Origin of the sequence: Verrucosispora sp. ts21 (assembly GCF_002879555.1) — a bacterium.
Lineage (GTDB): Bacteria > Actinomycetota > Actinomycetes > Mycobacteriales > Micromonosporaceae > Micromonospora > Micromonospora gifhornensis.
On the sequence record NZ_PNOZ01000060.1, the window covers coordinates 1 to 21,816 of the forward strand.

At 68.4% G+C, this 21,816-nt stretch carries 16 protein-coding genes and 1 CRISPR repeat array (1 of these 17 only partly in view); of the genes, 8 read left to right on the forward strand and 8 right to left on the reverse strand.

Annotation, left to right across the window (positions count from 1 at the left end; genetic code table 11):
• Positions 1-284 precede the first annotated feature (284 nt).
• The 4 genes from C1A38_RS31195 to C1A38_RS22745 all read left to right on the forward strand — a co-directional run bounded on the left by C1A38_RS31195 (position 285) and on the right by C1A38_RS22745 (position 5,080).
• Positions 285-650 (forward strand): hypothetical protein, encoded by a 366-nt coding sequence (locus tag C1A38_RS31195; protein ID WP_158244930.1) that lies wholly within the window; start codon positions 285-287, stop codon positions 648-650.
• Positions 651-667: 17 nt separating this feature from the next.
• Positions 668-1,099, forward strand: coding sequence for a DUF4333 domain-containing protein (locus C1A38_RS22725; RefSeq protein WP_102659774.1), 432 nt, complete (start codon positions 668-670; stop codon positions 1,097-1,099).
• 2,163 nt (positions 1,100-3,262) lie between these two features.
• Complete coding sequence (locus C1A38_RS22740; RefSeq protein WP_102659775.1) at positions 3,263-3,676, forward strand: hypothetical protein; 414 nt, start codon at positions 3,263-3,265, stop codon at positions 3,674-3,676.
• Positions 3,677-4,282: 606 nt separating this feature from the next.
• Complete coding sequence (locus tag C1A38_RS22745; RefSeq protein ID WP_233196970.1) at positions 4,283-5,080, forward strand: site-specific integrase; 798 nt, start codon at positions 4,283-4,285, stop codon at positions 5,078-5,080.
• Positions 5,081-5,259: 179 nt separating this feature from the next.
• Here the strand turns inward: C1A38_RS22745 and C1A38_RS22750 are convergent, their stop codons facing one another.
• From C1A38_RS22750 to C1A38_RS22770, 4 genes are all read right to left on the reverse strand, one after another.
• A complete protein-coding gene (locus tag C1A38_RS22750) occupies positions 5,260-6,468 on the reverse strand; it encodes a tyrosine-type recombinase/integrase (protein ID WP_233196971.1) in 1,209 nt (402 codons plus the stop codon).
• A gap of 53 nt (positions 6,469-6,521) precedes the next feature.
• Entirely contained in the window at positions 6,522-6,842 is a 321-nt protein-coding gene (locus tag C1A38_RS22755; protein WP_102659776.1) for an AbrB/MazE/SpoVT family DNA-binding domain-containing protein, read from the reverse strand.
• 602 nt (positions 6,843-7,444) lie between these two features.
• Positions 7,445-8,800 (reverse strand): HEAT repeat domain-containing protein, encoded by a 1,356-nt coding sequence (locus tag C1A38_RS22765; RefSeq protein ID WP_102659778.1) that lies wholly within the window; start codon positions 8,798-8,800, stop codon positions 7,445-7,447.
• A 232-nt stretch (positions 8,801-9,032) separates the two neighbouring features.
• Positions 9,033-10,535 carry a hypothetical protein gene (locus tag C1A38_RS22770; RefSeq protein WP_146017603.1) on the reverse strand — a complete coding sequence of 501 codons (1,503 nt, stop codon included), beginning with the start codon at positions 10,533-10,535 and terminating at the stop codon, positions 9,033-9,035.
• A gap of 394 nt (positions 10,536-10,929) precedes the next feature.
• Here C1A38_RS22770 and C1A38_RS22775 point away from each other — a divergent pair, with 394 nt between their 5' ends.
• Positions 10,930-11,340: a hypothetical protein gene (locus C1A38_RS22775; RefSeq protein WP_102659780.1), complete on the forward strand. Its 411-nt coding sequence runs from the start codon at positions 10,930-10,932 to the stop codon at positions 11,338-11,340.
• Positions 11,341-11,440: 100 nt separating this feature from the next.
• Positions 11,441-12,964 (forward strand): amino acid adenylation domain-containing protein, encoded by a 1,524-nt coding sequence (locus C1A38_RS22780; protein ID WP_102659781.1) that lies wholly within the window; start codon positions 11,441-11,443, stop codon positions 12,962-12,964.
• A 4-nt stretch (positions 12,965-12,968) separates the two neighbouring features.
• Here the strand turns inward: C1A38_RS22780 and C1A38_RS31200 are convergent, their stop codons facing one another.
• From C1A38_RS31200 to C1A38_RS22790, 3 genes are all read right to left on the reverse strand, one after another.
• Positions 12,969-13,133 (reverse strand): hypothetical protein, encoded by a 165-nt coding sequence (locus C1A38_RS31200; protein WP_158244931.1) that lies wholly within the window; start codon positions 13,131-13,133, stop codon positions 12,969-12,971.
• 474 nt (positions 13,134-13,607) lie between these two features.
• Positions 13,608-13,808 (reverse strand): hypothetical protein, encoded by a 201-nt coding sequence (locus C1A38_RS32645; protein WP_199180290.1) that lies wholly within the window; start codon positions 13,806-13,808, stop codon positions 13,608-13,610.
• Between the two features lie 63 nt (positions 13,809-13,871).
• A complete protein-coding gene (locus C1A38_RS22790; RefSeq protein ID WP_146017604.1) occupies positions 13,872-14,873 on the reverse strand; it encodes a hypothetical protein in 1,002 nt (333 codons plus the stop codon).
• Between the two features lie 433 nt (positions 14,874-15,306).
• On the opposite strand from C1A38_RS22790, the gene C1A38_RS22795 reads away from it, so the two are divergent.
• Positions 15,307-16,161 carry a hypothetical protein gene (locus C1A38_RS22795; protein ID WP_146017605.1) on the forward strand — a complete coding sequence of 285 codons (855 nt, stop codon included), beginning with the start codon at positions 15,307-15,309 and terminating at the stop codon, positions 16,159-16,161.
• 433 nt (positions 16,162-16,594) lie between these two features.
• Here the strand turns inward: C1A38_RS22795 and C1A38_RS22800 are convergent, their stop codons facing one another.
• Positions 16,595-19,681 carry a DEAD/DEAH box helicase gene (locus C1A38_RS22800; protein ID WP_102659785.1) on the reverse strand — a complete coding sequence of 1,029 codons (3,087 nt, stop codon included), beginning with the start codon at positions 19,679-19,681 and terminating at the stop codon, positions 16,595-16,597.
• A 239-nt stretch (positions 19,682-19,920) separates the two neighbouring features.
• On the opposite strand from C1A38_RS22800, the gene C1A38_RS22805 reads away from it, so the two are divergent.
• A complete protein-coding gene (locus C1A38_RS22805) occupies positions 19,921-21,318 on the forward strand; it encodes an IS1380 family transposase (protein ID WP_102659786.1) in 1,398 nt (465 codons plus the stop codon).
• 265 nt (positions 21,319-21,583) lie between these two features.
• Positions 21,584-21,816: direct repeats of the CRISPR family, unit length 37 nt; unit sequence CCTTCACCGGCCCACGGTGGCCGGTCTCCGTTGCGGC (it continues 1,006 nt past the right edge of the window).

The following is a 21,816-nucleotide window of genomic DNA, read 5'->3' on the forward strand; positions in this document are numbered from 1 at the left end:
CGAAGACTCCTGCATGTCCTCGCTGACGATGTGGTACGTGGCCACGTTCCGCTCCTTCAGGTCGTCGGTCGTTTCCGGCTCCGGGGGGGCGGCCCCTCCTGGGTCGCCTTCCGCCGTCGCCGCCACCCACACGGACGGTGGCCCGAAACGGTTCAGCGCGAGACTCGACGTCGTGACCGGAGACTCGTCCGACCTCGACGGTGAACCAGTTCGCCGACCGCTTCGTGTGGATGCCGGACTGCGCAGATGGGCGTGGTCCTCCCCGAACACGAGGTGGAGCAGAGATGCTTGTGCACAGCCGGGTCGCGCTGAGCGCGATCGCACTGGCCAGCCTGGCGGCCCTGGGCGCGTGCGGCGACGAGGTGACCGGGCCGGCAGCGCCGGCCACCGCGGCCGCACCGACGACGACCCCCACGGCCGCGCAGCCGACGCCGAGTTCGACAGCCGAGGCCGGCACCCCGCCGGAGGTGATCGAGGCTCCGGCGACGCCGCTCGCCGCGCCGACGGTGGCGAAAACCCAGGGTCGCGTACGGATCTACAGCGGCCCGTCCGACGTCGCGCTCTCACCCGCGCCGGACACGGGACGGGGCAGCACCGTCATCCAGCTCAACGGGACCGTGCCCGGCACCCCCACCGCGGCCGCCAGCTGAGCCCGGAGGAGACGACGATGACGAACCCGTATGCGGGCGCCGACGGCGACTTCCCCACTCCCGCCCCTCGGTGGGCGCCGGCACCTCCGGCGCAGTGGGGGCCGGACTCAGCCGGGTCGCGCCCACCCGTCGAACGTCGGCGGCGGGTCTCCCGGAAACTCCTGATCGCCGTCGTCGGCCCGGTGGTGGCAGTGGTGGCGCTGGTCGCGGTACTCGGACTGGTCTGGCCCAACTTCTTCGTCACGAAGGTCTTCGACACGGCGGCCCTGCAGCAGGGGGTGCTGTCGGTGCTGCGCGACGACTACCAGCTCGACGCGGACCTCGTCGCCTGCCCACCGGGCCGATCGGTCGAGGTGGACAGCCGCTTCTCCTGCTCCGCCCAGGTGGCCGGCGTGCCGAAGACCGTGGTCAGGGTGGTGTGCTCGTCGAGGAGCGAGGCGATGGTGTAGTCGCGAGGCCGAAGGCGGTGGGAGATGTCGATGAGGGTCTGCGGAGAGGTTCGACGCGGGTCGGTAGTGCGGGGCAGGACCAGGGGCGTGTCCCCCGCAGAGAGTTCCCCCGAGGGGAAGTGTCGGGATTCGGTGTGAGCGGACATGACGGCTCCTAGCTGGGCTGTTGGGTGGACGGGGGCGGCCTGGCCCCGGCAGTACGGCGCCGGGTGCAGGCCGAGTCGGTGGCTGTTGCGGCGACCGAGTCCTGTCCGAGTCGGCAGACCCTGACCGGACTGATCCGCGAAGAGATGCTTCGATCTGGCGGCACGCCGGTGGCAGGCGTACGCTCGCGGTCTCCTCACCGGCTTCCCCCGGCTGGTCACCGGCACGCCGGAACGGCGTCGCTGCCGGTGCTGGCCGCGCTGTGCGACATCCTGGAGCTCAGCCCCGCCGAGCTGATCGTGACGTCGGCGGCCAACATCGCGCCGTGCAATGCTGTCAGCGGCGAGGCCCTGGCACCGGTCGATCTGTCCATGGTGCGGCCCAGGCGGGCGCGTGCGGCCGGGCTTGATGGACCATACCTGCGCCACCACCGAGCAGTACGACGCTGGTTCATCCGGATCTGCGCCCGCTGCGGCCGGCGCAGCAGCTTCACTGCCCGCTGGCCCGACGGGCACGTCCGCCGCACGTGCCACGACCGGGCCCGACCCACCTGTGGCCCCCTGCTGGTGAAGCCGCTCAGCCCCCGCAGACATACTGATTTGCCGAGAAGAGTATGTGTGTCATTGCCCCGGCCGGCTGTTCGGTTTGCCGGTTGGGAGACTTGCCGGATGATTGCCTCTGCGGAGCGGCGTGACGTCATTGGGCAGGTCGCACAGCGCATTCCCGCACCCGACGGCCCTGGATGTCTCCGCGTTGCTGTCGACGGCCCGGACGGATCCGGCAAGAGCACGTTCGCCGACGAACTCGCCGCGGCCGTGCGCGCTCTCGGCCGCCGTGTCGTGCGGATATCACTCGACGACTTCCACAACGTCCGAGCGGTCCGGTACCGACAGGGACGCGAGTCGCCGGAAGGCTTCTGGCAGGACTCATACAACTACCTGCGATTCCAGAGCGACGTCCTGGATCCGGGTTGCGTCCAGCGGCGACGACGGCCAATTCGAAGCAGACATGTCAGCCTCGCAATGGGGTCGGATAGGGCTCTGCTGCGGTACAAGACCCCCATCCGCGCACGTCAACCCAACAGCACTCACCAACAAGATCAGCCCGAGGTGACTGTTGGGCCAGGTCAGGCCGCTACGCGCCCAACACCCATCGGCAGTCCACTGTCGCGGTTCACCACCCCGCCGGATCGCCAACGGCGCAGGTGAGCGGGCTGTTGGGCGCTGTTGGGCGGCAGGATCGCCGCAAAGGCCGGGAAGCGGGGCACAGCCGCCGGGCGGCGAACTACAACGGCCGCACGCCGCCCGGGTTTGCCACCCCGACCGCGCGCGTCCGCCACGCTTCGCTGACTCGCCCCGCACGCTGATCGCCGCGTAGCGCAAGGCGTTCCGGCCCCCTTCGCCTTTCGTCCGCCTTGGCGGCTGTTGTCGACCCAACAGACCGGCCACCACAGCTGTTGGGCGCGGCGGTGATCACCCGTTGGGCGCGGGCACCAACAGCCGCGCCGACCGTCGGAAGGTCTGGGCAACAGCCGCGGCCGACGCTGGAGCGGAGTCCCGGTGTTGGGCACGGCTCCTATCAACGCGCGGCAGCTGTTGGGCTGTGTTGGGCACAGGCTCCGCCAACACCGAGCGGACGCGGCTGCTGTTGGGCATTTGGTAGATGCGAACACGGCCAGTCGGGCGCGGGAGCCAACGCCCCATGACTGAATACTCGACTCCCAACCCCCAGGCACCAGACCACCGGCCCACCCCCACCGGCGAGCCCGCCGCGACCCGCGACGACTCACCTCGAGTCGCCGCCGCCGTACCCATCACCGTCTGGCGACTCGACGACCATGACCACGACCAACCGACGACTGACCCGGCTGCTGGCTTTGCGTCGCGACTCGCCCGGCGACTCGTCCTCGTCTACACATCCCACGGCGAGGCAGTCGTCGACTTTGATCACGACCTACACCTACACCAGGCGGCGACCACAACCGGTCGGCGTTACCTCCCCATCACCGATGCCGCTGATTTGGCGGAGCTCGGCCAGCTCGACCGGCCGATCGCCCTGATCACGCTACGGTGGCCGCGGCAGAACCCGACGAACTCCGCCGAGCTTACGGCTGACATGTTCACCGGTTGTCGGCTGATGATGAGCCACGGCGCGAGCATCATCGCAGCCGTCCGTCCCGCCTACCCGGACGAACCTGGCTTCACCTTCGCCACCCAGGAGCACACGCTGCGCGCCGCAGCCGAGAAAGCCGGGCTGGCTCACGTGCTCCAGATCGTCGCGGTCAGCGCGCCCGGCCACGGCGACGAGTTTCTGTACTACGCGAGCCAAGCCGAAGCCAGCCTGGCTACCACGAGAGGCGCTGCGGTGGGCCCCGCCCTGCACATCGACCTGTTGGTCTTCGAGACGGACGCGAATCGTGATGACCGGCCCTGAGATTGTCCCCTGCGAGTCCGGTGACCCAGTCTTGGGTCACCGCGACTCGCACGCTACCCCAGACGACGCGTCGCGCGTCGGCTACGCCGCGCCGCACGACAGCGCCAACCCAGATCGGGCAGCGACTGACCGAAACTCCTCGACCGGGCTTCGACACGATGCCTCATTCGTAAATCAACTTTGGTCAGCGCTGCACCCCGAGGCTGGGTCCAAGGAAACGCCACACCTGGGCCTGCCGGTCCCCCGTCTAGCAACGCCACCAAACCGCGACTCGACGTACTACACGGTGACGGCGACTGACGTGTGGGGCCGGCTCGCTGACCGGTCGCCGCTGCAGAGGTTGCATTGGCAACCTGGGCTTCCCCTTGCCGTTTCCATCGCCCAGGGCGCCATTCTCGTCATCCCACATCGTGACGGACGACACACCGTTACCCGCCAAGGGCACCTTCGCCTGCCCGCCTCTGTGCGACGGGTGTGTCGCCTGGAAGCAGGCGACCGCCTGCTCCTGGCGGCATGCCCAGCCCGGAACTTCCTGGTTGCCTACCCGATGTTCGTCGTGGACGCGATGCTGCTGGCCCATCACGCTGATTTCCGCAGGAAATCGCGATGACCGCACGCGATAACGTCGTTGGCGGCGCTGATCTGGAAGCGGCGCGGTTCCTGCTCGCTCGGATGGGCATCACGCCTGCACAGCTCCTCGCCGAACCGTCCACTCCCCCGTCAACGAGGTCTATGCCCACCTTCGCCGAATACATCGACCGAGTCTCTGGCGTCGTGACCGCCGGAACACGGCGCGTCTACGACACCTATTGGAAACGGGTCCGGCACGTCTGGGGTGACCGACGCATCGACGAACCCACACCCTTGGAAATCAAGCAACTCGCCGAGCAAACGAAGAGAACAGCAGTGGCGAGGAGCAACTCGCGTGGCGGCAGAACGGCAGCGGAACACCTGATCTCGTCCCTGCGGTGCCTCTACAGGTACGCGGCGGCGGACGGCCTGATCGCCGAAGGCGACAACCCTGCAACACGCGTCGCCAAGCCACGCCGGCTCGCCAGCACCCGCAGGGCGATTCCCGAGGCCCGGCTAGCCGAGATCATCGCCGTGGCCCAGACGACCGGCAACGACCCCGACCTCGACTCGTTGTTGCTGAGACTCCACATGGAGACGGCATGCCGCCGTGGCGGCGCCCTGGCGCTTCGTCCCCGCGACCTTGACTCGGCGCAATGCCTGGTGCGGCTGCGCGAGAAGGGCGAGACCGTGCGCTGGCAGCCGGTGTCGCCGACCTTGATGCGGCAGCTCCTGAGGCACGGCGAAGAACGCGGTACCGGCGATCCACGGGATCAGTTGTTGCGGTACCGCAACGGCCGGCCGATCACGGCTCGCCGCTACGACTACCTGTAGCGGCGCATCGGCAAGCACCTGTCCTGGGTCGCTGTACAACAGATCAGCACCCATTGGCTGCGGCACACGACGCTGACGTGGGTGGAACGGCACTTCGGCTACGCGGTTGCGCGGGCGTACGCCGGACACGAGGGGAAGAACGACGCCGGCACGACCTCGACTTACATTCGGGCAGATGTCTACGAGGTCGCGGCCGCGTTGGCCGCCCTTACCGGCGAACCACACCCGCTCGCGTTGCCAACGGCCAGGGCCGGCATGACGGGCCGCCAAACCCGAGAACTGCACGCCGATCCATGACCCCACGCCGCAATGGTGCGGTGGCCCTGGTCGGTGCCCGTCAGTGTGACGTCGACGCCGACCAGGGACCTTGCGATCGCTGCGATGCACGGCCGCCCGTCCGAGATGGTGGCCGGGCTGGCTCGGGCCAAAGGATGCGGCTCGCCCGTGAGGGCAGCCAACGCAGTCGCTACCTCATGGACGCTCGCCCGCACGTACGTTGCCGTGACGCCGCCTCCCCCGCTGTCCGTATGGCCGGCGTAGGCGCGGGCCAGGGCGTAGCCGAAGTTCCTCTCGACCCACGTCAGCGTCGTGTGCCGCAGCCAGTGGGTGCTGATCTGCTGGGCGCCCACCCAGGGCAGATGCTTGCCGATGCGCTGCCACAGGTGGTCGTAGCGCCGGTAGGTGATCGGTTGACCACTGCGGTAGCGCAGCAGCGGCGTCGCCGGGGACGCTAGCCGATCATCTACGTGCTGTTGCAGGTGGCGCATCAGGGTGGGCGAGATCGGTTGCCAGCGCACGGTGCCGCCCTTCTCACGTAACAGAACGAGGCACTGGTCCGGGTCGAGATCGGCTGGCCGAAGCGCCAACGCACCGCCCCGGCGGCAGGCGGTTTCGGTGTGCAGCCGCAGCAGCAGACTGTCCAGTGCCGGATCGTCGCCGGTACTGGCCGCGACCCGGTTGATCTCCGCCAGGCGGTCGTCCGGCACCGCCCGGCGGGTGCTGGGCAGCCGCCGGGGCTTGGCCACTTTCCTCGCCGGGTTATCCGACTCGGCCAGATGGCCGTCGGCGACGGCGTGGTTGTACAGACAACGCAGGGCGGCGATGAGATGCTCGGCCGCGCTGCGCCCACCGCGGGCGTTACGGCGGGCGATCACGTGCGTCCTGACATGCTCGGCCAGCCGCTCGATGTCCGAGGGGGTGGGCTCGTCCAACCGGCGCTGCGCCCACTGTTCAAGGACTCGGTTCCAGTACGGGCCGTAAACCCGGCGGGTGCCGGTACTGACCGCATCGGAGACCACCGGAATGTAGTCGGCGAATGTTGGCGCCGGCGGACGGGCCGCACCGGCGTGCACCAGGTCGTCGGGGGAGATGCCCAGCCGTGACAGCAACAACAGTGCCGCGTCCAGGTCGGCTTGGCTGGGTGCGGGAGTCCTCTGCCCCGTCATACGGCCTCACCACCCAGCACGGCGGTGTGAAACGCCGTGATCATGGCATGGAGTGCGGCCGGTGGGTGAACCACGAGACGCTCGGCGTCGGCGACAAGCAGCACCCGAGTGCCGGGCACGAGCCCGCACCAGTGCCGAACCGTCGCCGGCAGCCGCACCTGACCCGGCCGGGTCACCCGGAACACAGCCTGCGGATCCGCGGTGAGCAGAACAAGACCGCCGCTGACCCGGATGTCCAAGCGGGTACCCGCCAGCCAACCCAGCGACGGAATGACGGTGGCGTCAGACAGGCGACCGTTGCAGTCGATCGCCGCCATCCCGCAGATCGGCGACGGTCCGCCCCGTGAGGCAAGCTGCGCGACCGGCAACGCCCGCCGGGGATTCGCTGCCCCGGCCTGACGGCTGCCAGACATCGTAGGCGGGACGACCGGAGATACGACCCGGGCGGTCACGATGGCCACCCCCGCCCGCGGACGGAGATCGACAGGGCCGATAGGCCAGCAGTGGAGTGGTCAAGCGTGCTTGACCACCAGTACGTTAAATCACGCAGATATGCTGGGAAATTGTGTCCGAGGGGGGAGCTGAACACAAATTTGCAGCACCCATGCTCAGCATGGGTGCTCATGCCGTGATTTTAGCAGTGTGGCATCAGAGAGAAGGGCGCGTCGATGGCAACCCCCGACGCGGCGCTGAATCTCGGCAAGGGTGGGTCATCGAGGGTGGCGAGTGACCATACGGTTCGCCCGCCAGAAATCCTCATCGAACTGCCCAGCCCACCGGACCCCGACGACCTCAACCCGCTGATCTGGCGCGACGCGGCGCGGAGGTCCGCCACCAGCACCACCGCCGAGCCGCCGTCGTTACAGACGTCCACGCCATCCCCACCTAAACACGAAGGCAGTCACGCCGGTCGACCATTCTATTCCCGCAGCCAGTAGGCGGCGACCTCGCGGACCTCTGCGGCTGGGTCGTTGAGCGCCTCGCGCACCACGTTCGCGTACCGGTGGGAGTCCTTGCGCCACCACAGCAGGGACAGGATTGCCAGCCTCCGCACGGTGGCGTCCGGGTCCTGGCTGACGGTCTGCCCGAGAAGCGGAAGGACGCGTCGGGCGACGGCGAACCCGAGACGTCGTTCGCCGAGTACGCACACCGCGTGCCGGCGGACGACGACGTGCGGCGAGGCCAGCCCGCCGATCGCTTCGTCCACCTCGTCGACAGTGATGTCGCAGTACCCCCGCCCTGGCTTGAGCTCTTCGGCCAGCGCTGGAACGTACGCCGGCCAGCGCTCGATGACGTCCTGCAGGGGCCGGTAGTCCAGCTGCGGTGCGGCGACCGCCTGGTTGCGGAAGCTGGTGTACGGTGCGGCGACGGCGCTGACCACGACCTCCCGCGGAAGACGGTCGATCTGGCCCAGCACGAGGTCCAGCCGGCCCAGGCGCGCCAGCGCACAAGCAACCCACGACTGGTTCGGCCCCTCGCACCGGGTCAACGCCGCGTGCAGCGCGCGCACGGTGTCGTCGTCGGGTTGGCCGATGTCGGCCAGCAGTTTGGCGGCCTTCCACGCCCGCTCCTTCTGAGCCAGCATGGGGATCAGGGCGGGAACCGCGGCCGGCCCGAGATCACGCAGCGCGACCTCGGCCTCCTCGCCACTGACCGGGCCGTCAACCGCATCCAGCCGGGCGACGTAGTACGCGGCGCGTTCAGCCACCGGCAGCGCGCCGATCCGCGCCAGCTCGACCGCCCGCTGGTCGTACCCGGGAAAGTACCGGCTCACCTCGCCCTTGGTGAGAACGCGTTTGATCAGCACCTCGTGATACTCATCGTCAAGCAGCAACACCACGAAGTCCCGATCAGTGACCCCGCTCGTACGAAGGACTTCCCGGGACCGCTTACACACGCGGACGAGCATTGAAAGGTACCTGCGGAACGTCGCCTCCCACTGCCGCGTTGTCCCTCGGCAGGCCTCCTCGGTCAGTTGCCGCTCCCAATCTCGGGCCAGGTCTCCGGCAAGCCACTCGTCGTCGTAGTGGTCCCAGTCGGCGGCGCTCCACCGAACATCCGCCTGGTCCTCGACGGGAAGCTGCGCCAACGCCTCGATACTGTTCATCCCGAGGTTGGGTAGCGTGATCTGACCATCGGTCTCGCGGTAGACACCGTCCAGCACCGCGGCGTAGAACCGTTCGCCGGGATGTTCGGCGACGGCCGAACGAACGGCCTGCACCAACGCGTCCACCAGCGCACACTCGAAACCAGCCCAGTCCAACCCCACCGCCACCCCGCCATCCTGCCCCAGGCGACCTCTCCCCCGCCGACGGCCAACCCCGCCCCTTCCATCCGCCGGAGACCCGCCTCATTGATGACGTCGTACATCGGATGGAACCCGCGCCGTCAGTGGCGATAGCGGTTGCTCGGGGTATCCAACCGGGCGAACCCGATACCGGTGGGGCCCTGATCTGATCTTGCATCGCCCCGAGACGCGGGTAGCAGGCCCGCATGGAGTGAGTCAGTTAGAAGTCCCGCCACTCGTCGAACCACTGGTCGGCCAGATGCGCTGGCACTTCAGCCCGGGCGGCGAGTTCCATGAACGCGTCGAAGGCTTCCTCTCGGCGTAGCGTGTCGATGATCTCGTACTTCTGGTCGATGCCGTTGAGCGCCTCGACCAGCTTGCGCAAGGCCGCTTCAGCTTCGTCGGCCCGCCCACCGTGGTCCTGCGGAAGCTTGTCAATGGTGCGGACCGCGCTGGCGTATGCCTTGCAGGCGGCGGCTCCGCCTCGGGCGTCGTCGTCGACCCAGTCCCGGAACGGGTTGTTCAGGTTGGCGGCCAGCCACGTATCGTGCTTCGCGCCTTGAATGACCAGGCGCACTCCGGTGCCGCGGTACCGGGCCTTCAAGGCGGGCGAGATCGATCGGCGTAGACCGCTGATGCTCAGCTGCGTCAGCGAGGCCAGGTCTGGCAGTGTGTCCGCGTCCAGGCCGTAGCCATCGACAAACTCGAGAACGGCCAGATGGGTCAAGCTGGCCAGGGCGGCGGCGTCGACCAGGTGTCCCGGGGGCTTGCGCCAGACGATCCGGAGGCTCTCCAATTCCTTCAGCTCCTCCACGGCAGCAGCGGACATGGTGCCGCCGCCGTCCAGGGCGACTTCTCGAATACCGTGCAGGCCGGCAGGAACCGTAGTTTCCGCGTCGGCGCCGGTCAGGGTGAGATGAAGCCATCGACCGTTGTCCGCCGCGTACACCGTCAGGCCCCAGTCCACTGCGGCCAGCTCAAGGCCGTGCAGGCCACGGGGCAGCCGCACCTCGCGAACATCCGCGCCAGCCAGCGACAGGTGCTGCAGACCGGTGTCGGCCAGATCCACGACCGGCGGCGCGTCCCGCCATGTCAGCGACGAGACAATCGGGTGGTCTGCCAACGCACGGCCGAGGCCACGGTCCGGGCCGGCCCACGTCAGCGCCGTGCAGCGCGGCAGCTGATCGAGAGCGCACCATTGCACCGGCCCGGACGTAGGCACCCGCATTGGCCCCTCACCGCTCAGGTCCAATCGAGGCGTGGCCGCGCCGAGCGTCACCGCCCCGGCACCAAAATCAACGTCGACCTGACCGCGAGTGGCGGCCTCGCGGTAGGCGGACTTCACTGCCGCCGGTAGCTCCTGGTCCCAGCAGCGCTGCCTGACCAAATCGTCGGCAAGTGACTGCCAACCCGAGTACGTGTTCGACAACGCCGGCACATCCTCCGGAACGGGCAGGCTTCCGATCCAGGTGAACCCCGGCGGCACCGCATGCCAGCTGCCAATCGACACGTGAGCAAGGCGCCCGCCGTGGGCATGATGGTCAAGTTTCAGCGGTTCAACGCCGCGCAGCTCGTCCAGGCTCGGCCGATCTACCGAGTGCCATCGCAGCGCGTACGCCGAGGTCACACGGCCTTCGACACCGGTGACCTGGCATGCCCCAAATCCACCGTCTGACAACCGCATCACGGCGACGTCGCCGGGTCGGACCGCTCGATCAACCACCCGGCGAAGCTACCCGACCGGGACGACCAATGCGCTCTCCCGACCTGTGCGCCGAGAGCCGGTGGTGATGATCTCGGAGTGCGAGCGACTCGGCCCGCCGCCCGCACGCCGACCCGCCCGCCATAGCGATCGTGGCTCCCTGGGACAGCTGTGACGACCCATATTCTCGGCGGCCCGGTCGGGCTAGCCCCTCTGGCCCGTCGGTGCCTCTAGTGAGGGTCGAACGGCCGAAACATGGTGGCGCTACCCAGCGTCGTCCAGCATCCTGGTCGCCGTGCTCGTCGTGCAACGTGTCAGGGTCCGCTGGGGTGCCCACGCCCGCGGGGCGACGCACGCGGTGCGACGTCGGTCGGTCGCGGAGGCATATAAACTTCCGCCGCTACCGGCGGGCGAGATGCTCGTCGTGCACGATGTTCTGGCTGACGAGGCCGACAGCTACCGGCCTGCGTCGTCCGTCGGTTCGGGAGTTCAGGCGGTGCAGGCGGTCGGGCTGCATGTCGATCTCACCGCAGACGGCGCGGTGATTGAGCGTCTCCCCGGCTGGGCCGCGTACCCGGTTTGGCGCACGTCCTACCGGATGTTCACGCTCCAACCTGGTCAGTACGGCCGCTACCGGGCCAATTTCCGGTTCACCGGTTGCGCCTGCGCCCCCCGCTGGTACTACGAGACCTGGACAGTGCACGTCGCGCTCGCGTCACCTCGGCCGGACCTGTTCCTCAGCGCCGTCGCTGATCGTGATGTTGATCAGCGTGTGCATCTGTACGGCGGTCCTGCCCGCCGAACAGCAAGACAACGGCCAGCATGATGCGGTCACATCTGGTCAGTTGGCCGAACCACGCAGGTTCTCGGCGGCAGGCGCTCCCATGACGAGCCATCCGCCGGGACACAGAATTGATCAAGCAGGCATGCCCGCCGAGGAGGAGCGACTGCGGGAGTTGCGCTCCGGCCTGGCGCGTAACCCTGCCCTGCCCGCCTCCCTTGTCGAACAGCTGGCTGCACTGGGCGACGCCTCGGTGTGCCTTGAGCTGGCCGACCGTGACGATCTCAGCGGAGACCAGATCCGCCTCCTGGCTCGCCGCGGCGACGCCCAGGTCGTGATCCGTCTGCTGTCGCGCGGGCTGTTGCCGCCGGACGAGGTTGACCACCCCGATCCACCGGTAGTGATCGCCATGGCGGACATCGCGCCGGTCCCCGATGACTGGGCACGGCGGCTCGCCGCCAGCCCAGACCCGGCCATCCGGGGAGCTCTCGCCACGACCACGCATCTGCCAGCCGACGTCGTTGCCGCCCTCACCGACGACCCGGACGTGGAGGTGGTCGCCGAGGCCGCCACGTCACCGAAGATCAGCGACACCTTGGCGGAGCAGCTTGCAACCCATCCACATCTGAGCGTACGCCGGGCACTGGCCTGCAACGAACACGCACCGAGTCACCTCCTCGTCGCGCTGGCCGAGCGCCGCGCGCCAGCTGCGGAACTGTGCCCGGCATGTGACGGCTCAGGCCATTGGGTGGCAGAGCGTTGGAGCTGCGACGGCAGGCATCAGGACGCACTGCACGACCTGGACTACGCGCTCACGCTCAACCCGCGTACGCCCGCCGAGACTGTCAGCCGTTTCACCGTGCATCCGTCGATACAAGTGCGCTGGCGGCTTGCCGTCCGAACCGACCTGCCGCAGGGCGCCTACCGAGCCCTCGCGCAGGATCCGACTCCCGGCGTCCGCGGCGACGTAGCCGCGAACCCGGCCATCGACGAAGCACTCATGAGAGCCATGGCCGACGGCACCACTTATGACGTACGCCGGCGCCTCGCTCACAACCCGGCCGTGCCTCTCGATGTCCTCGCCGAGCTGGCCGCATCGGCGAAGATCGGCCCCACCCTGCTGCCGCGCATCGCGGCAGCCACACCGGCCGAGATCAGCGAACTCGCTGCTTCGAGCGTTCCGGCCGTGCGGATGCTCCTCGCCGCGCAACACGACCTTCCCCGCCAGATCATCGATCAGCTCGCCGGTGACCGCGACGCCAAAGTGCTCAACGCCCTCGCGACGAACCCGGCCTTGAGCGGAGCTCAGCTACGGACGGTGGTCGCGGCGCACGACCGGCGGGTCGCCGCGAGAGCCGCCGGCAACCCGTCCTGTCCGCCGGACCTGCTGATACAGCTTGCCCAGCAGACACCACCGGTGCAGAAGGCGCTCCGCCGCGTCGCCGCGCACCCGAACGCTCCAGCCGAGGCCCTCCTTGCCTGCCTGGCCGACGAGCAGGCACGCCGGATCGCCGCTAGCCACCCCGCACTGCCCGCACAGACGATCGTCCAGTTGCTCACCGACGCCAACACCAGCGTTGCAGCTGCTGCGGCAGCCAATCCGTCCCTCCCCGCAGCAGTAATGCACGACCTCGCGGCGTCAGATGACGGATCCACCGGCACCGAGTGAGGGCCTACGCGTCGGCGTAGGTGTGCTGCTGTAAGCGCCAGGGCTCGCCCGGGTTGGGCCGCCAGGCCTCGGTGCCCGGTGGCATCGCGGCCAGTTCGGCGATCGTGCCGTCCGCCGCGACCAGATGCTCCATGCAGACCAGGACGGCGTTGCCGTTCGGATCGTTCACGTCGTCGGAAACCAGCCAGTCACCCTCAGCATCATGGACTACTGATCTGGCCGGCTCCGTGCCTCCGAGCACGGTGCGCTGGACTTTCACCCCGAGGTGCTGCGGGAACCGGTTGCCGGGGTACGCCAGGCCACGCCACGGACGACTTCATGCATCATCCGGCCGGGATGCCAGACCGTACCTCCCGCACTCGCCCGTCAGGGATCTTGGAGCCTGGTCCGGGCGCGTGGAAGACTCTGGGCGTATCGTCCGGCGTTCCCCGAACCGTCAAGGCGATCGACACCGCCGAACTCATCCGGCTGGACGTCGAGGCGATTGCGTACGGATTCAACCGCAACCACGACGCCGGCTGGCTCGCCGAACACGCCGCCCTTGAGGCCATGCACTACCTACGCCCCGTGCTCGTGCATCGGGCGAGGAGGACCCGCTTGCGGAGCAGGTCGAAGCTGGCCCACCCATACATCTGCCTCTTGATCATCTTGATGCGGTTGGCGTTGCCCCGATGGGCCCGGAGCTCCAGGGCAGGGTGAGCCCGGCAGTGACGGCGTCGAGGTCGCGGCTCATGCCGGTGATCAGGGAGTGCGGGGCGGGCAGGTTGTCGGCGTTCACTCGCCGCATCCATTCGAGCAGCCGCTCGGCGTGGTGCTTGTGCATCAGGTCGGCGAAGTCGCGCACGTGGCTGGCGGTGGCCTGTAGTTCGTGGCAACAGGCCAGCGCTGCGCGGCGGCGAGTCTGCCCTCACTGCTGATGCGTCACATACCGAGTATCGGGAGCCCTCTTTGTGCTTCCGCTACTCGGCATAGCGGGCGGCCACAGCATCGGTTCCCGTGCTGGCTCAGTGGGCAGCTGGTCGCCGTGCTGGGGTTCTGCTCGGATGAGGGCGGCGAGGTGGCAGCCGGCTTCGGCAGTGTCGATGGGCTTTCCGGCGAGGCGGCTGAGGAACAGGTCGAGTGGGTAGCGGGCCATCACGTGGTAGCGGGCGAGATACATGACGATTGCGGTGACCGGGTGGCCGGATGCGGGTGCGAGCAGGGCGTAGGTCATCACCTGGTCGATGAGGGCGTGGAGGTGGTTGGTGTCGTCAAGATGGCCTGTCTTGAGTTCGATGATGGTGGTGCCGGCGAGGAAGTCAGCGACACGCAGTCCGTCGAGCAACTCCAAAGGGGTGGTCACCGGTCCGTAGCTGCGCAGCGCGGTCTGGAAGCCGCTGGTGTAGCTGGCCCAGAAGGCACCAAAGGCAGGGCGAGCAGCGCGCACTCCGGTCGCGCACGCGGTGAGGGTCTCCTGGTGGCGCAGCGCGGCCCGTATCGCTGCGCGGGCGGCGTCGGGCGCCGCGAGACGAAGCGCATGCACTGCCGTGTCGAGCACGGTGAGCAGGCTGCCCACCGTGAAGAGCCGAGCGCCTGGGATGTGCTCTGCGGTCTTGTGCCATGGCCCATCTGACGCGTCGGTGGGGGATGCGTATCCGGCGGTGGCGAGCAGCCGCCGCTGTCCGGGCTCAGGCAGGTTTGCGATCAGTTGCGGGTACGGCGGCCTGTCGCACAGGTCGAGAGCGAGCACCCGTTCCACCGCATGGCCGAATCTTCCGGGGTTGGGCGCGTAGCTCGCAATGGGGGAAGGTGCGCGGTCAATGCGCCGCTGCAGGTCGGCGATCAGCCAGCCCCGGTTCGGAAACCGGTGGGCAAGCCATCGCGTCGACGTTGGCGGCTCAGTGCCCGGGCGGAATACATACGAGGACATCAGGGCGTTCCTCTGCGGGTAAGGGCATGCCGAGACGTCGCCGCACACGATCGTGATGAGGCGGCAGCGGCCAGGCAACGCCCAAGGTGGAGGGCCGAGAGACAGCCAGCAGCCTGTCGACAACCGCAACGGAAGGAATGTGCAAGAGCGCGCCGCAGGCGGGGTCTCAGCCCGTCGGCATCACTGGCCGACTCTCCGGGCTCCGCAACAAAATACGCAAAGCAGCAGATCTGCTAGCGGACAAAGGCAGCTGTACCGCCGACCGTACGCGGCGACCCGACGAAGGACAAGCCGCCCGGTGAAGCGGTCCGTGGATCATTGCCGGCATTGGCATCAGCCGCTCGGTGACGTAACGTATTCACGCAGTTCCATTAAGTCAGCGACCGTTCGAGCATCCCCACCGGGTAGACCGGATGAGCGAGGTGGCCGCGGCATGGACAACGGCAAGCACAACCCTCGTTGCGAGACAGCGCAGCAACATCGCTGCCGCTGCAACGAGTGCGGCGGCTCCCAACACGGCGTGCAGGGCTGGCTGGACCAGGCCAGCCACGACCACCAGTTCCGCCAGAGGAAACGGGAGCACTTCGAGAGCAGACTGATCTGGACGAAGCACAGCCCGCCGCGCCTGGAGCACAGCCGCGGCAACCAGGAGATCAGCACGGACCTTGCCCGCGTCGACATCGCCGACTGGCTCGCTGTCCCGCCGCCTGTCGGGCCCGAGCACGGCGAGCCATACCCGTCGCCCGTCCAACAGGTGACAGCACTGGCCGAGGTGATGACGCGTGGGGCCTGGCCGGAGATCGCCACGGAACTAAACCGCGCCGCTGCGGACGCCACCAGCGTCAAGCGCGAGCTCACCAACCATGGCTGGTGCGATCTCTTCATCGGATTGGTTCGGGCGATCGAGGTGACCCGACATGGTTTCAACAGCATCCCGGACAAGGTCAAGAGCATGATCCTGGGGTCGGCCTTGCAGGCCAACCGGCCACACGTCACCGAGGCTGTCGTCGGCTTGATCGTTGACAAGGTGTGGCAAGGGTTCCAGGCCGCAGCGTTCGGGGCCGTTCCGCTGCTCGACCTCATCTCAAACGAAGAAGCTCTACGCGCACTACGGATCCTCGCGGTCTTCATCTGCCCCGCACCAGCGCAACACGCAGCGGTACATCAACACGCCCTGAAGCCGCTCGGAGAAGACGTCACCAAGATCCTCACCGACCAGACCAAAACCAGGCTTGCCGAGCTGTTCGCCGACTGGCGACCCGACGGCGACGCCCAGCAACCCAAGTAGCTCGGGCAAGGTCGCCTTGCGCGTGGCTGCACTCGCGCTGGTGGCCAACTTTACGTCGTCGTGGCACCCCCGGCGACTCACAACCAGGCCACGGACCGAGCTGGCACCTCGCCGAAGCCGACCCGCGCCGTCCTCGCCCCTGCAGTCCAGCGGGCCGTGATCTCCAGGACCCGTCAGCCCAAGTTGCCCGCGGTCCTGCGGTGTGATCACGAGTGACATGATCCGGAGCAGGCGGGCGCTGAGCCACGTCGCGAGCGGTACCGCGCCCTCTCGTGCGGCTGAAGCGAGCGGCTGACGCTTCAGGCCACGTATACCTGTGGCCCGACACGGAACTACGGCGACCGGCCTACCGATCGCGGATTGCAGTACCACTGGCTCGCGAGGCAGCTCGGTACAAACTTCCGCGCCGCGCCGGTCATCTCACCCCGCTCCTTCATGCGGAGTACGTTGGAGGTCGAAGGTCAATGGTGTCCCGCTCCGCTCGCTGGTCGGCGAGGCCGGCACTGGTGAGCAACGCGAGCATGTCCTCCTGCCGCGGCTGGCCAAAGGTAAGCCGGTACAGCGCCAAGTCCCGTTTCAACTGCTCGTAGCGGGCGAGGTCCTGGCTCAGTGGCAGCGGCAGCACATGGCGCTCGATGCGCGCCCGTCCCGGATACACCCAGTACGGCGCCATGTCACCGAGCTGCGACTGCCGCCGCGCCGCGTCGTACGCCGCCTTCCACACGTCTCGGTCGGCTGACCGCAGCGCTTCGGCGCGATGGGCAGCGGCGACGTTGCGACGTACGGCGTGGCCGCCGAAGCGATGCACCCGGCCCTCCCGCTGTTCGAAGTCCACAGGGTTGGCGGGGACGTTCCAGTGCACGACCGCCGAGCAGTATGTGTGGAAGTCGATGCCCTCCTGGCCGGCGCTTGTAGTGGAAACGACGAAAGGCCAGAACGGGCTGTTGAACGCGTGCCGCACGCCGGTCATGCGCTTCGTGTTGGTCTCGTCGTCGCCCCGGCCGCCGTACCGCAGCGCGAACCGACCGGTCATCGAAATCCGGTTGCCGGGGTTGAGCGGGTCCAGAGCCGAGTACGGCGCCGAGTGCACCGTCACCGCCCGGTTCACGTCGCGAGCGATCGCCACCAGGGCTTCGTCGTCCAGCGGTGTCTCCGCTGCCGAGCTGCGTAGCGTGTGTACGTACTCGTCGAGGACGGCCTGGAGCCCGCCAGCGGCGCAGTAGCGCAGGACGGCCCGCCAGTAAGGATCGCTCAGGCCAAGCTGGTCCAGCAGGAGCATGGTTTCGGGACGGTTGAACAGGCTCCGCAGGCCAGCGGCGACGACGGTCGCGGCCCGCCACAGCCCCTGAGGCGTGACGCTGCTTCCGTGGTCCACGAGCCGGCCGAGCGCCCGCCAGGCGATGTTGCCGGGGCCGTGCAGCCCGATAGCGACGAGATCGTCAACGACAGCGTCCGGGCTGGCGCTGATCGGCTCGTCGGCGGCGGCGGCCACGGCGAGCGCCTCCTGGAAATGCCGGACGAGGCCGCCGTGAAGGTCCTTCTCCGCGTCATTTCCCGGGTCGGCTCCCATCGTGGCCGCCTCGACGGCCCGGTCGAGGGAAACACCAGGGTTGGCACCCGGCCAGCCGAGCACGGCACGCCAGGGCTGCGGCTCGCCGGCGTGTCCCGCGGCACGGAAGGTGTTTGGTGCCTCGGCGAGCAGCCGCTGGCGGCATTCTGACTCGATCGCTGCCAGGTCCGGAGGCCCATCCGGGTCGCGGCGGGCGGCGGTCAACGGATCACAGGCCGCCGCGAGCACGGGGTGTGGCCAGAACAGTGCCATGGTGCTCATGGACGCCACCCGTCCGTCGCTCATCCGGTAGTCCAACCTGCTGCGGGGCACCTCCGTGTGTCCGTTTCGGATTCGGCGCTCCGCCTCGTAGCTAAGCAGCGCCGAAACCGCAGTTGGCGTGGCGTTCCAGGACGAGAAGACCAGTCGCTTGGTAATCTGCTGGCGGGCCGCGTCAGCGAAGGGCGGTCCGAGCGTGTAGTGCGGCATGGACGGTGGCACCCAGAGCAGTCGCCACCAGCCGCGATCGACGGTCTGCGCGGCGAGGGAGCGCAACTTGCCGTTGCCCAGGTCGATCGGCGCGTACTTTTGGACGGTTGCGGCGTCGAGCAGGTGCGCCCGGTCGAGCAGCTGCCGGACTTCTGCGCCGAGCCCGCGCTGCATGGCCTCCCGCAGACGGTCGCCAAGCTGGTATCCCTCGACGAAGTTGAGAAAGTATGGTGCCGATTTCCAATAGTCGAGCAGGACTGGGGCGTCGAGTGCCGCGCCGAGCCGGTTCATGGCGACGAACGAGCGGATCTCCGTGGAATCGACGCCTGCGGCGGGGGTGACGTGCTCGGCCAGCATCGCGTGGCGGCCGAGGGCCGGGCGTTCAGTGCGGCACATGACCCGTAGCAGCAGGCGCCGGACTTCTTCGCCCACGGCGCCGGTCGGGGCGCCGGCGAGGACGGCCTCGCGGTAGGCGCGCAGCGCCGCGTGCACGGCATCGTGCCACTCGGGGTCTGGGCGGAGGAAGTTGAGCACCCGCTTGAGGTCGGCGTGGTGGTCGTCGGTGGCGGCTTCCTCGGCGTAGGTGAACGGCTTGTATGGGGTGGCGGACAGCAGCAGGACGCGCGCGTCCTGATGGTTGAACAGGTGGTGGGCCAGCTCGGCGGCCTCGCCACCCAGTTCGGGATCGAGCAGGTTCCGGAAGCGTTGAAACTCGTCGAGGATCACCAGATCGGGCTCGAGCGCGTGGGCGCCGGCCTCAGCGAGCACCCCACGTAGCCGGCCGACGAGAGTTTTGCATCGGCCGTGTTCGGAGTCGGTCAGCGCCGATCGCCGCCCGATGTCGGCGATCAGCTCGTCGAACTGGTCGAGAAGTCCCCTGGCGCGAGCGCGGTCCAGGAACCGATCTCGTACGCGCGGGTCTATGCCGTGGGTGAGAGTCCGGGGAAAGTAGGCGCAGCGGCTCTGAAACCGTTCGAACGACCGAGTCGTGCACTGCATGATCCGCAGGGCGGCCTTGCGCTGCCAGCCATCCCAAGCCTCGTTGCGCAGCAGGTGATGAAGCATGGCGCGCTCCGCTGCCGTGCCGGTCTGCCAGCCAGGGGCGAAGGAGGTGCCAGGTGTGAAGGATACGAGGTTGACCGGCTTCCCTTCGCCGGACTGCGGCGTGAATCGGGGCAGCTCGCGGCCGAGGAGGGTGAGCCGGCTGGACATCGGATGCGTGGCGTGGTGCGGTCCGGCCAGCCGTGCCAGGTTCTGTGCGGCGACGTCTTGGTTGGAGCAGATATAGATGATGTCAATGCGCGTCACCGCGTCATCGCGCTGCAACCGTTCAATCATTGCGGCCACGACACCGCCTGCGACCACGCTCTTGCCCAGGCCGGTCTCGTCGGCGACCAGGAACCGCCGGGTCGGCTCGGTGCCGAAGTAGCGGTTGAGTAGGTATGCGACGGTGTCCCGCTGGAAGTCCTTGAGCCCTTTCATGCGCCTACCCCGGGGGCGTGAAGTTCACGGCGGACCTGGTCGACGTGCTGCCACAGCTCCAGGAAGCCCTCCGGCAGGACTGCCCTACCCCGCTCAGTGACTGCCAGCTGCCGTACTAGCCTCGGCCCTTCGTTAAGGGCTGTCCACAGGGTGGGCAGGAAACGAAGAAGTGCCTTCTGATCAGGGAAAATAGGGCTTGTCGAAGGTCCCATGTTCCTGTCACGGAAGGCACTTGCTGGGTGAAGGCTACCGCAACACGTCCGAAGATCATGGTGACCGGTGACGGGCGGGGCGTGGTCGGTCATGCCGGTGCCCGGCTGCTGGCTGATCTGGCCGATACGACTGGGCTGAGCAGTGCGTTCAGCGATGCTCTCGCTGGTCTGCGGCAACGGCAGGGTGGGCACTGCCCGGGCCGGATCGCCGTGGATGTGGCCGTGATGCTCGCCGATGGCGGCGAGGCCATCGCTGATCTGGCGGTGCTGCGTGACCAGTCCGCCTTGTTCGGGCCGGTCGCCTCCGACCCGACGGCATGGCGGCTGTTGTCGCAGCTGGACGAGCCGATGCTGGCGCAGCTACGTGCCGCGCGGGCCCGTGCCCGCGAGGTCGCCTGGGCTCAGCATGCCGAAGTCCGCGGCGACCTGCCGCAGGTGTGTGTGGCCGGCCGGCAGGTCGACGGCCTGGTCCTGGACATCGACGCGTCGATCGTGATCTGTCACTCCGAGAAGGAGTCGGCGACCCGCACCTGGAAGAAGACCTTCGGCTATCACCCGTTGCTGTGCTTCCTGGACAACACCGGTGAAGCCCTCGCCGGGTTGCTGCGCGAGGGCCGGGCCGGCTCGAACACCACCGCCGACCATGTCACCGTCCTGGACCAGGCCCTGGCGCAGATCCCCGACGCCTGCCGGCACGGCACCCCGATCCTGCTGCGCGCCGATTCGGCCGGCAGTAGTCACGGCTTCCTCGCCCACATCCGGGCTCTGCGGGAGCAGCACGTGGACATCCGGTTCTCCGTCGGCGCCGCGATCACTGAGCCGGTCCGCGAGGCGATCCGCGCCGCGACCGACTGGGTCCCCGCCATCGACACCAGCGGTGAACTGCGGGAACACGCCGAGGTCTGCGAGATCACCGGCCTCATCGACGCCGCCGGTTGGCCCGCAGGGACCCGGTTCCTGGTCCGCCGGGAACGCCCGCACCCCGGCGCGCAACTGTCGCTGTTCGACACCGTCGAAGGCTGGCGGCATCAGGTCGTCGCCACTGACACCCCCGCCGGCAACGGCGGAATCCAGCACCTGGAAGCCCGCCACCGCGCCCACGCCCGCGTCGAGGACCGCATCCGCACCGGCAAGGACACCGGCTTCGGCCGGTTCCCGTCCCGACACTTCGCGATCAACCAGGCCTGGCTTCAGCTGGCCCTGACCGGCATCGACCTGATCGCCTGGACCCAAACCCTGCTCCTGGACGGCGACCTCACCCGCGCCGAACCCAAGAAACTGCGCTACCGCCTGCTGCACGTCGCCGCCCGGATCACCCGCACCGCCCGCCGGACCCGCCTCGCCATCGCCACCGACTGGCCCTGGACCGAAGCCCTGACCAGCGCATTCAGCCGACTCGCCGCACTACCACGACCCGCCAGCTGACCCCGAAGCCTCACGCCTCGACCCGCAGCACGGAGGAACCCGGCCCAGCGTCGGGCCATCAGCATGCCAGCAAACCGGCCGACCAACCCCGAACCAACATCATCGACCAACAGCTATGAACGACTGCCCAGATGAAAGACCGAGGCAAGCACACCCAGCACAAGCATGAGGTTCCGAACCACCAAAAGGAACAAGGAAGCACAATCCGCACACACGCCCACCCCGCCTATCACCTATAACTCTCTATTCATCCTGCTCGCGAGCCCCTTCACCGGCCCACGGTGGCCGGTCTCCGTTGCGGCGGGCCGGGCGGTGGCGGGTTGCGCCGCCGGGGTGGCGGGGCCTTCACCGGCCCACGGTGGCCGGTCTCCGTTGCGGCTCGGCAGCGAGCCGCGGGTTGCCCTTCACGGCTGCCTTCCTTCACCGGCCCACGGTGGCCGGTCTCCGTTGCGGCACACGCGGTGTCCGAAAGGGTGCCAAGCCGAAGTCGGACCCTTC

Coding starts and splice junctions, on each gene's coding strand:
- C1A38_RS31195 (WP_158244930.1), top strand. CDS start 285: ATGCTTGTGCACAGCCGGGTCGCGCTGAGCGCGATCGCACTGGCCAGC.
- C1A38_RS22725 (WP_102659774.1), top strand. CDS start 668: ATGACGAACCCGTATGCGGGCGCCGACGGCGACTTCCCCACTCCCGCC.
- C1A38_RS22745 (WP_233196970.1), top strand. CDS start 4,283: ATGACCGCACGCGATAACGTCGTTGGCGGCGCTGATCTGGAAGCGGCG.
- C1A38_RS22755 (WP_102659776.1), bottom strand. CDS start 6,842: ATGGCGGCGATCGACTGCAACGGTCGCCTGTCTGACGCCACCGTCATT.
- C1A38_RS22775 (WP_102659780.1), top strand. CDS start 10,930: ATGCTCGTCGTGCACGATGTTCTGGCTGACGAGGCCGACAGCTACCGG.
- C1A38_RS22780 (WP_102659781.1), top strand. CDS start 11,441: ATGCCCGCCGAGGAGGAGCGACTGCGGGAGTTGCGCTCCGGCCTGGCG.
- C1A38_RS22790 (WP_146017604.1), bottom strand. CDS start 14,873: ATGTCCTCGTATGTATTCCGCCCGGGCACTGAGCCGCCAACGTCGACG.
- C1A38_RS22795 (WP_146017605.1), top strand. CDS start 15,307: ATGGACAACGGCAAGCACAACCCTCGTTGCGAGACAGCGCAGCAACAT.
- C1A38_RS22800 (WP_102659785.1), bottom strand. CDS start 19,681: ATGAAAGGGCTCAAGGACTTCCAGCGGGACACCGTCGCATACCTACTC.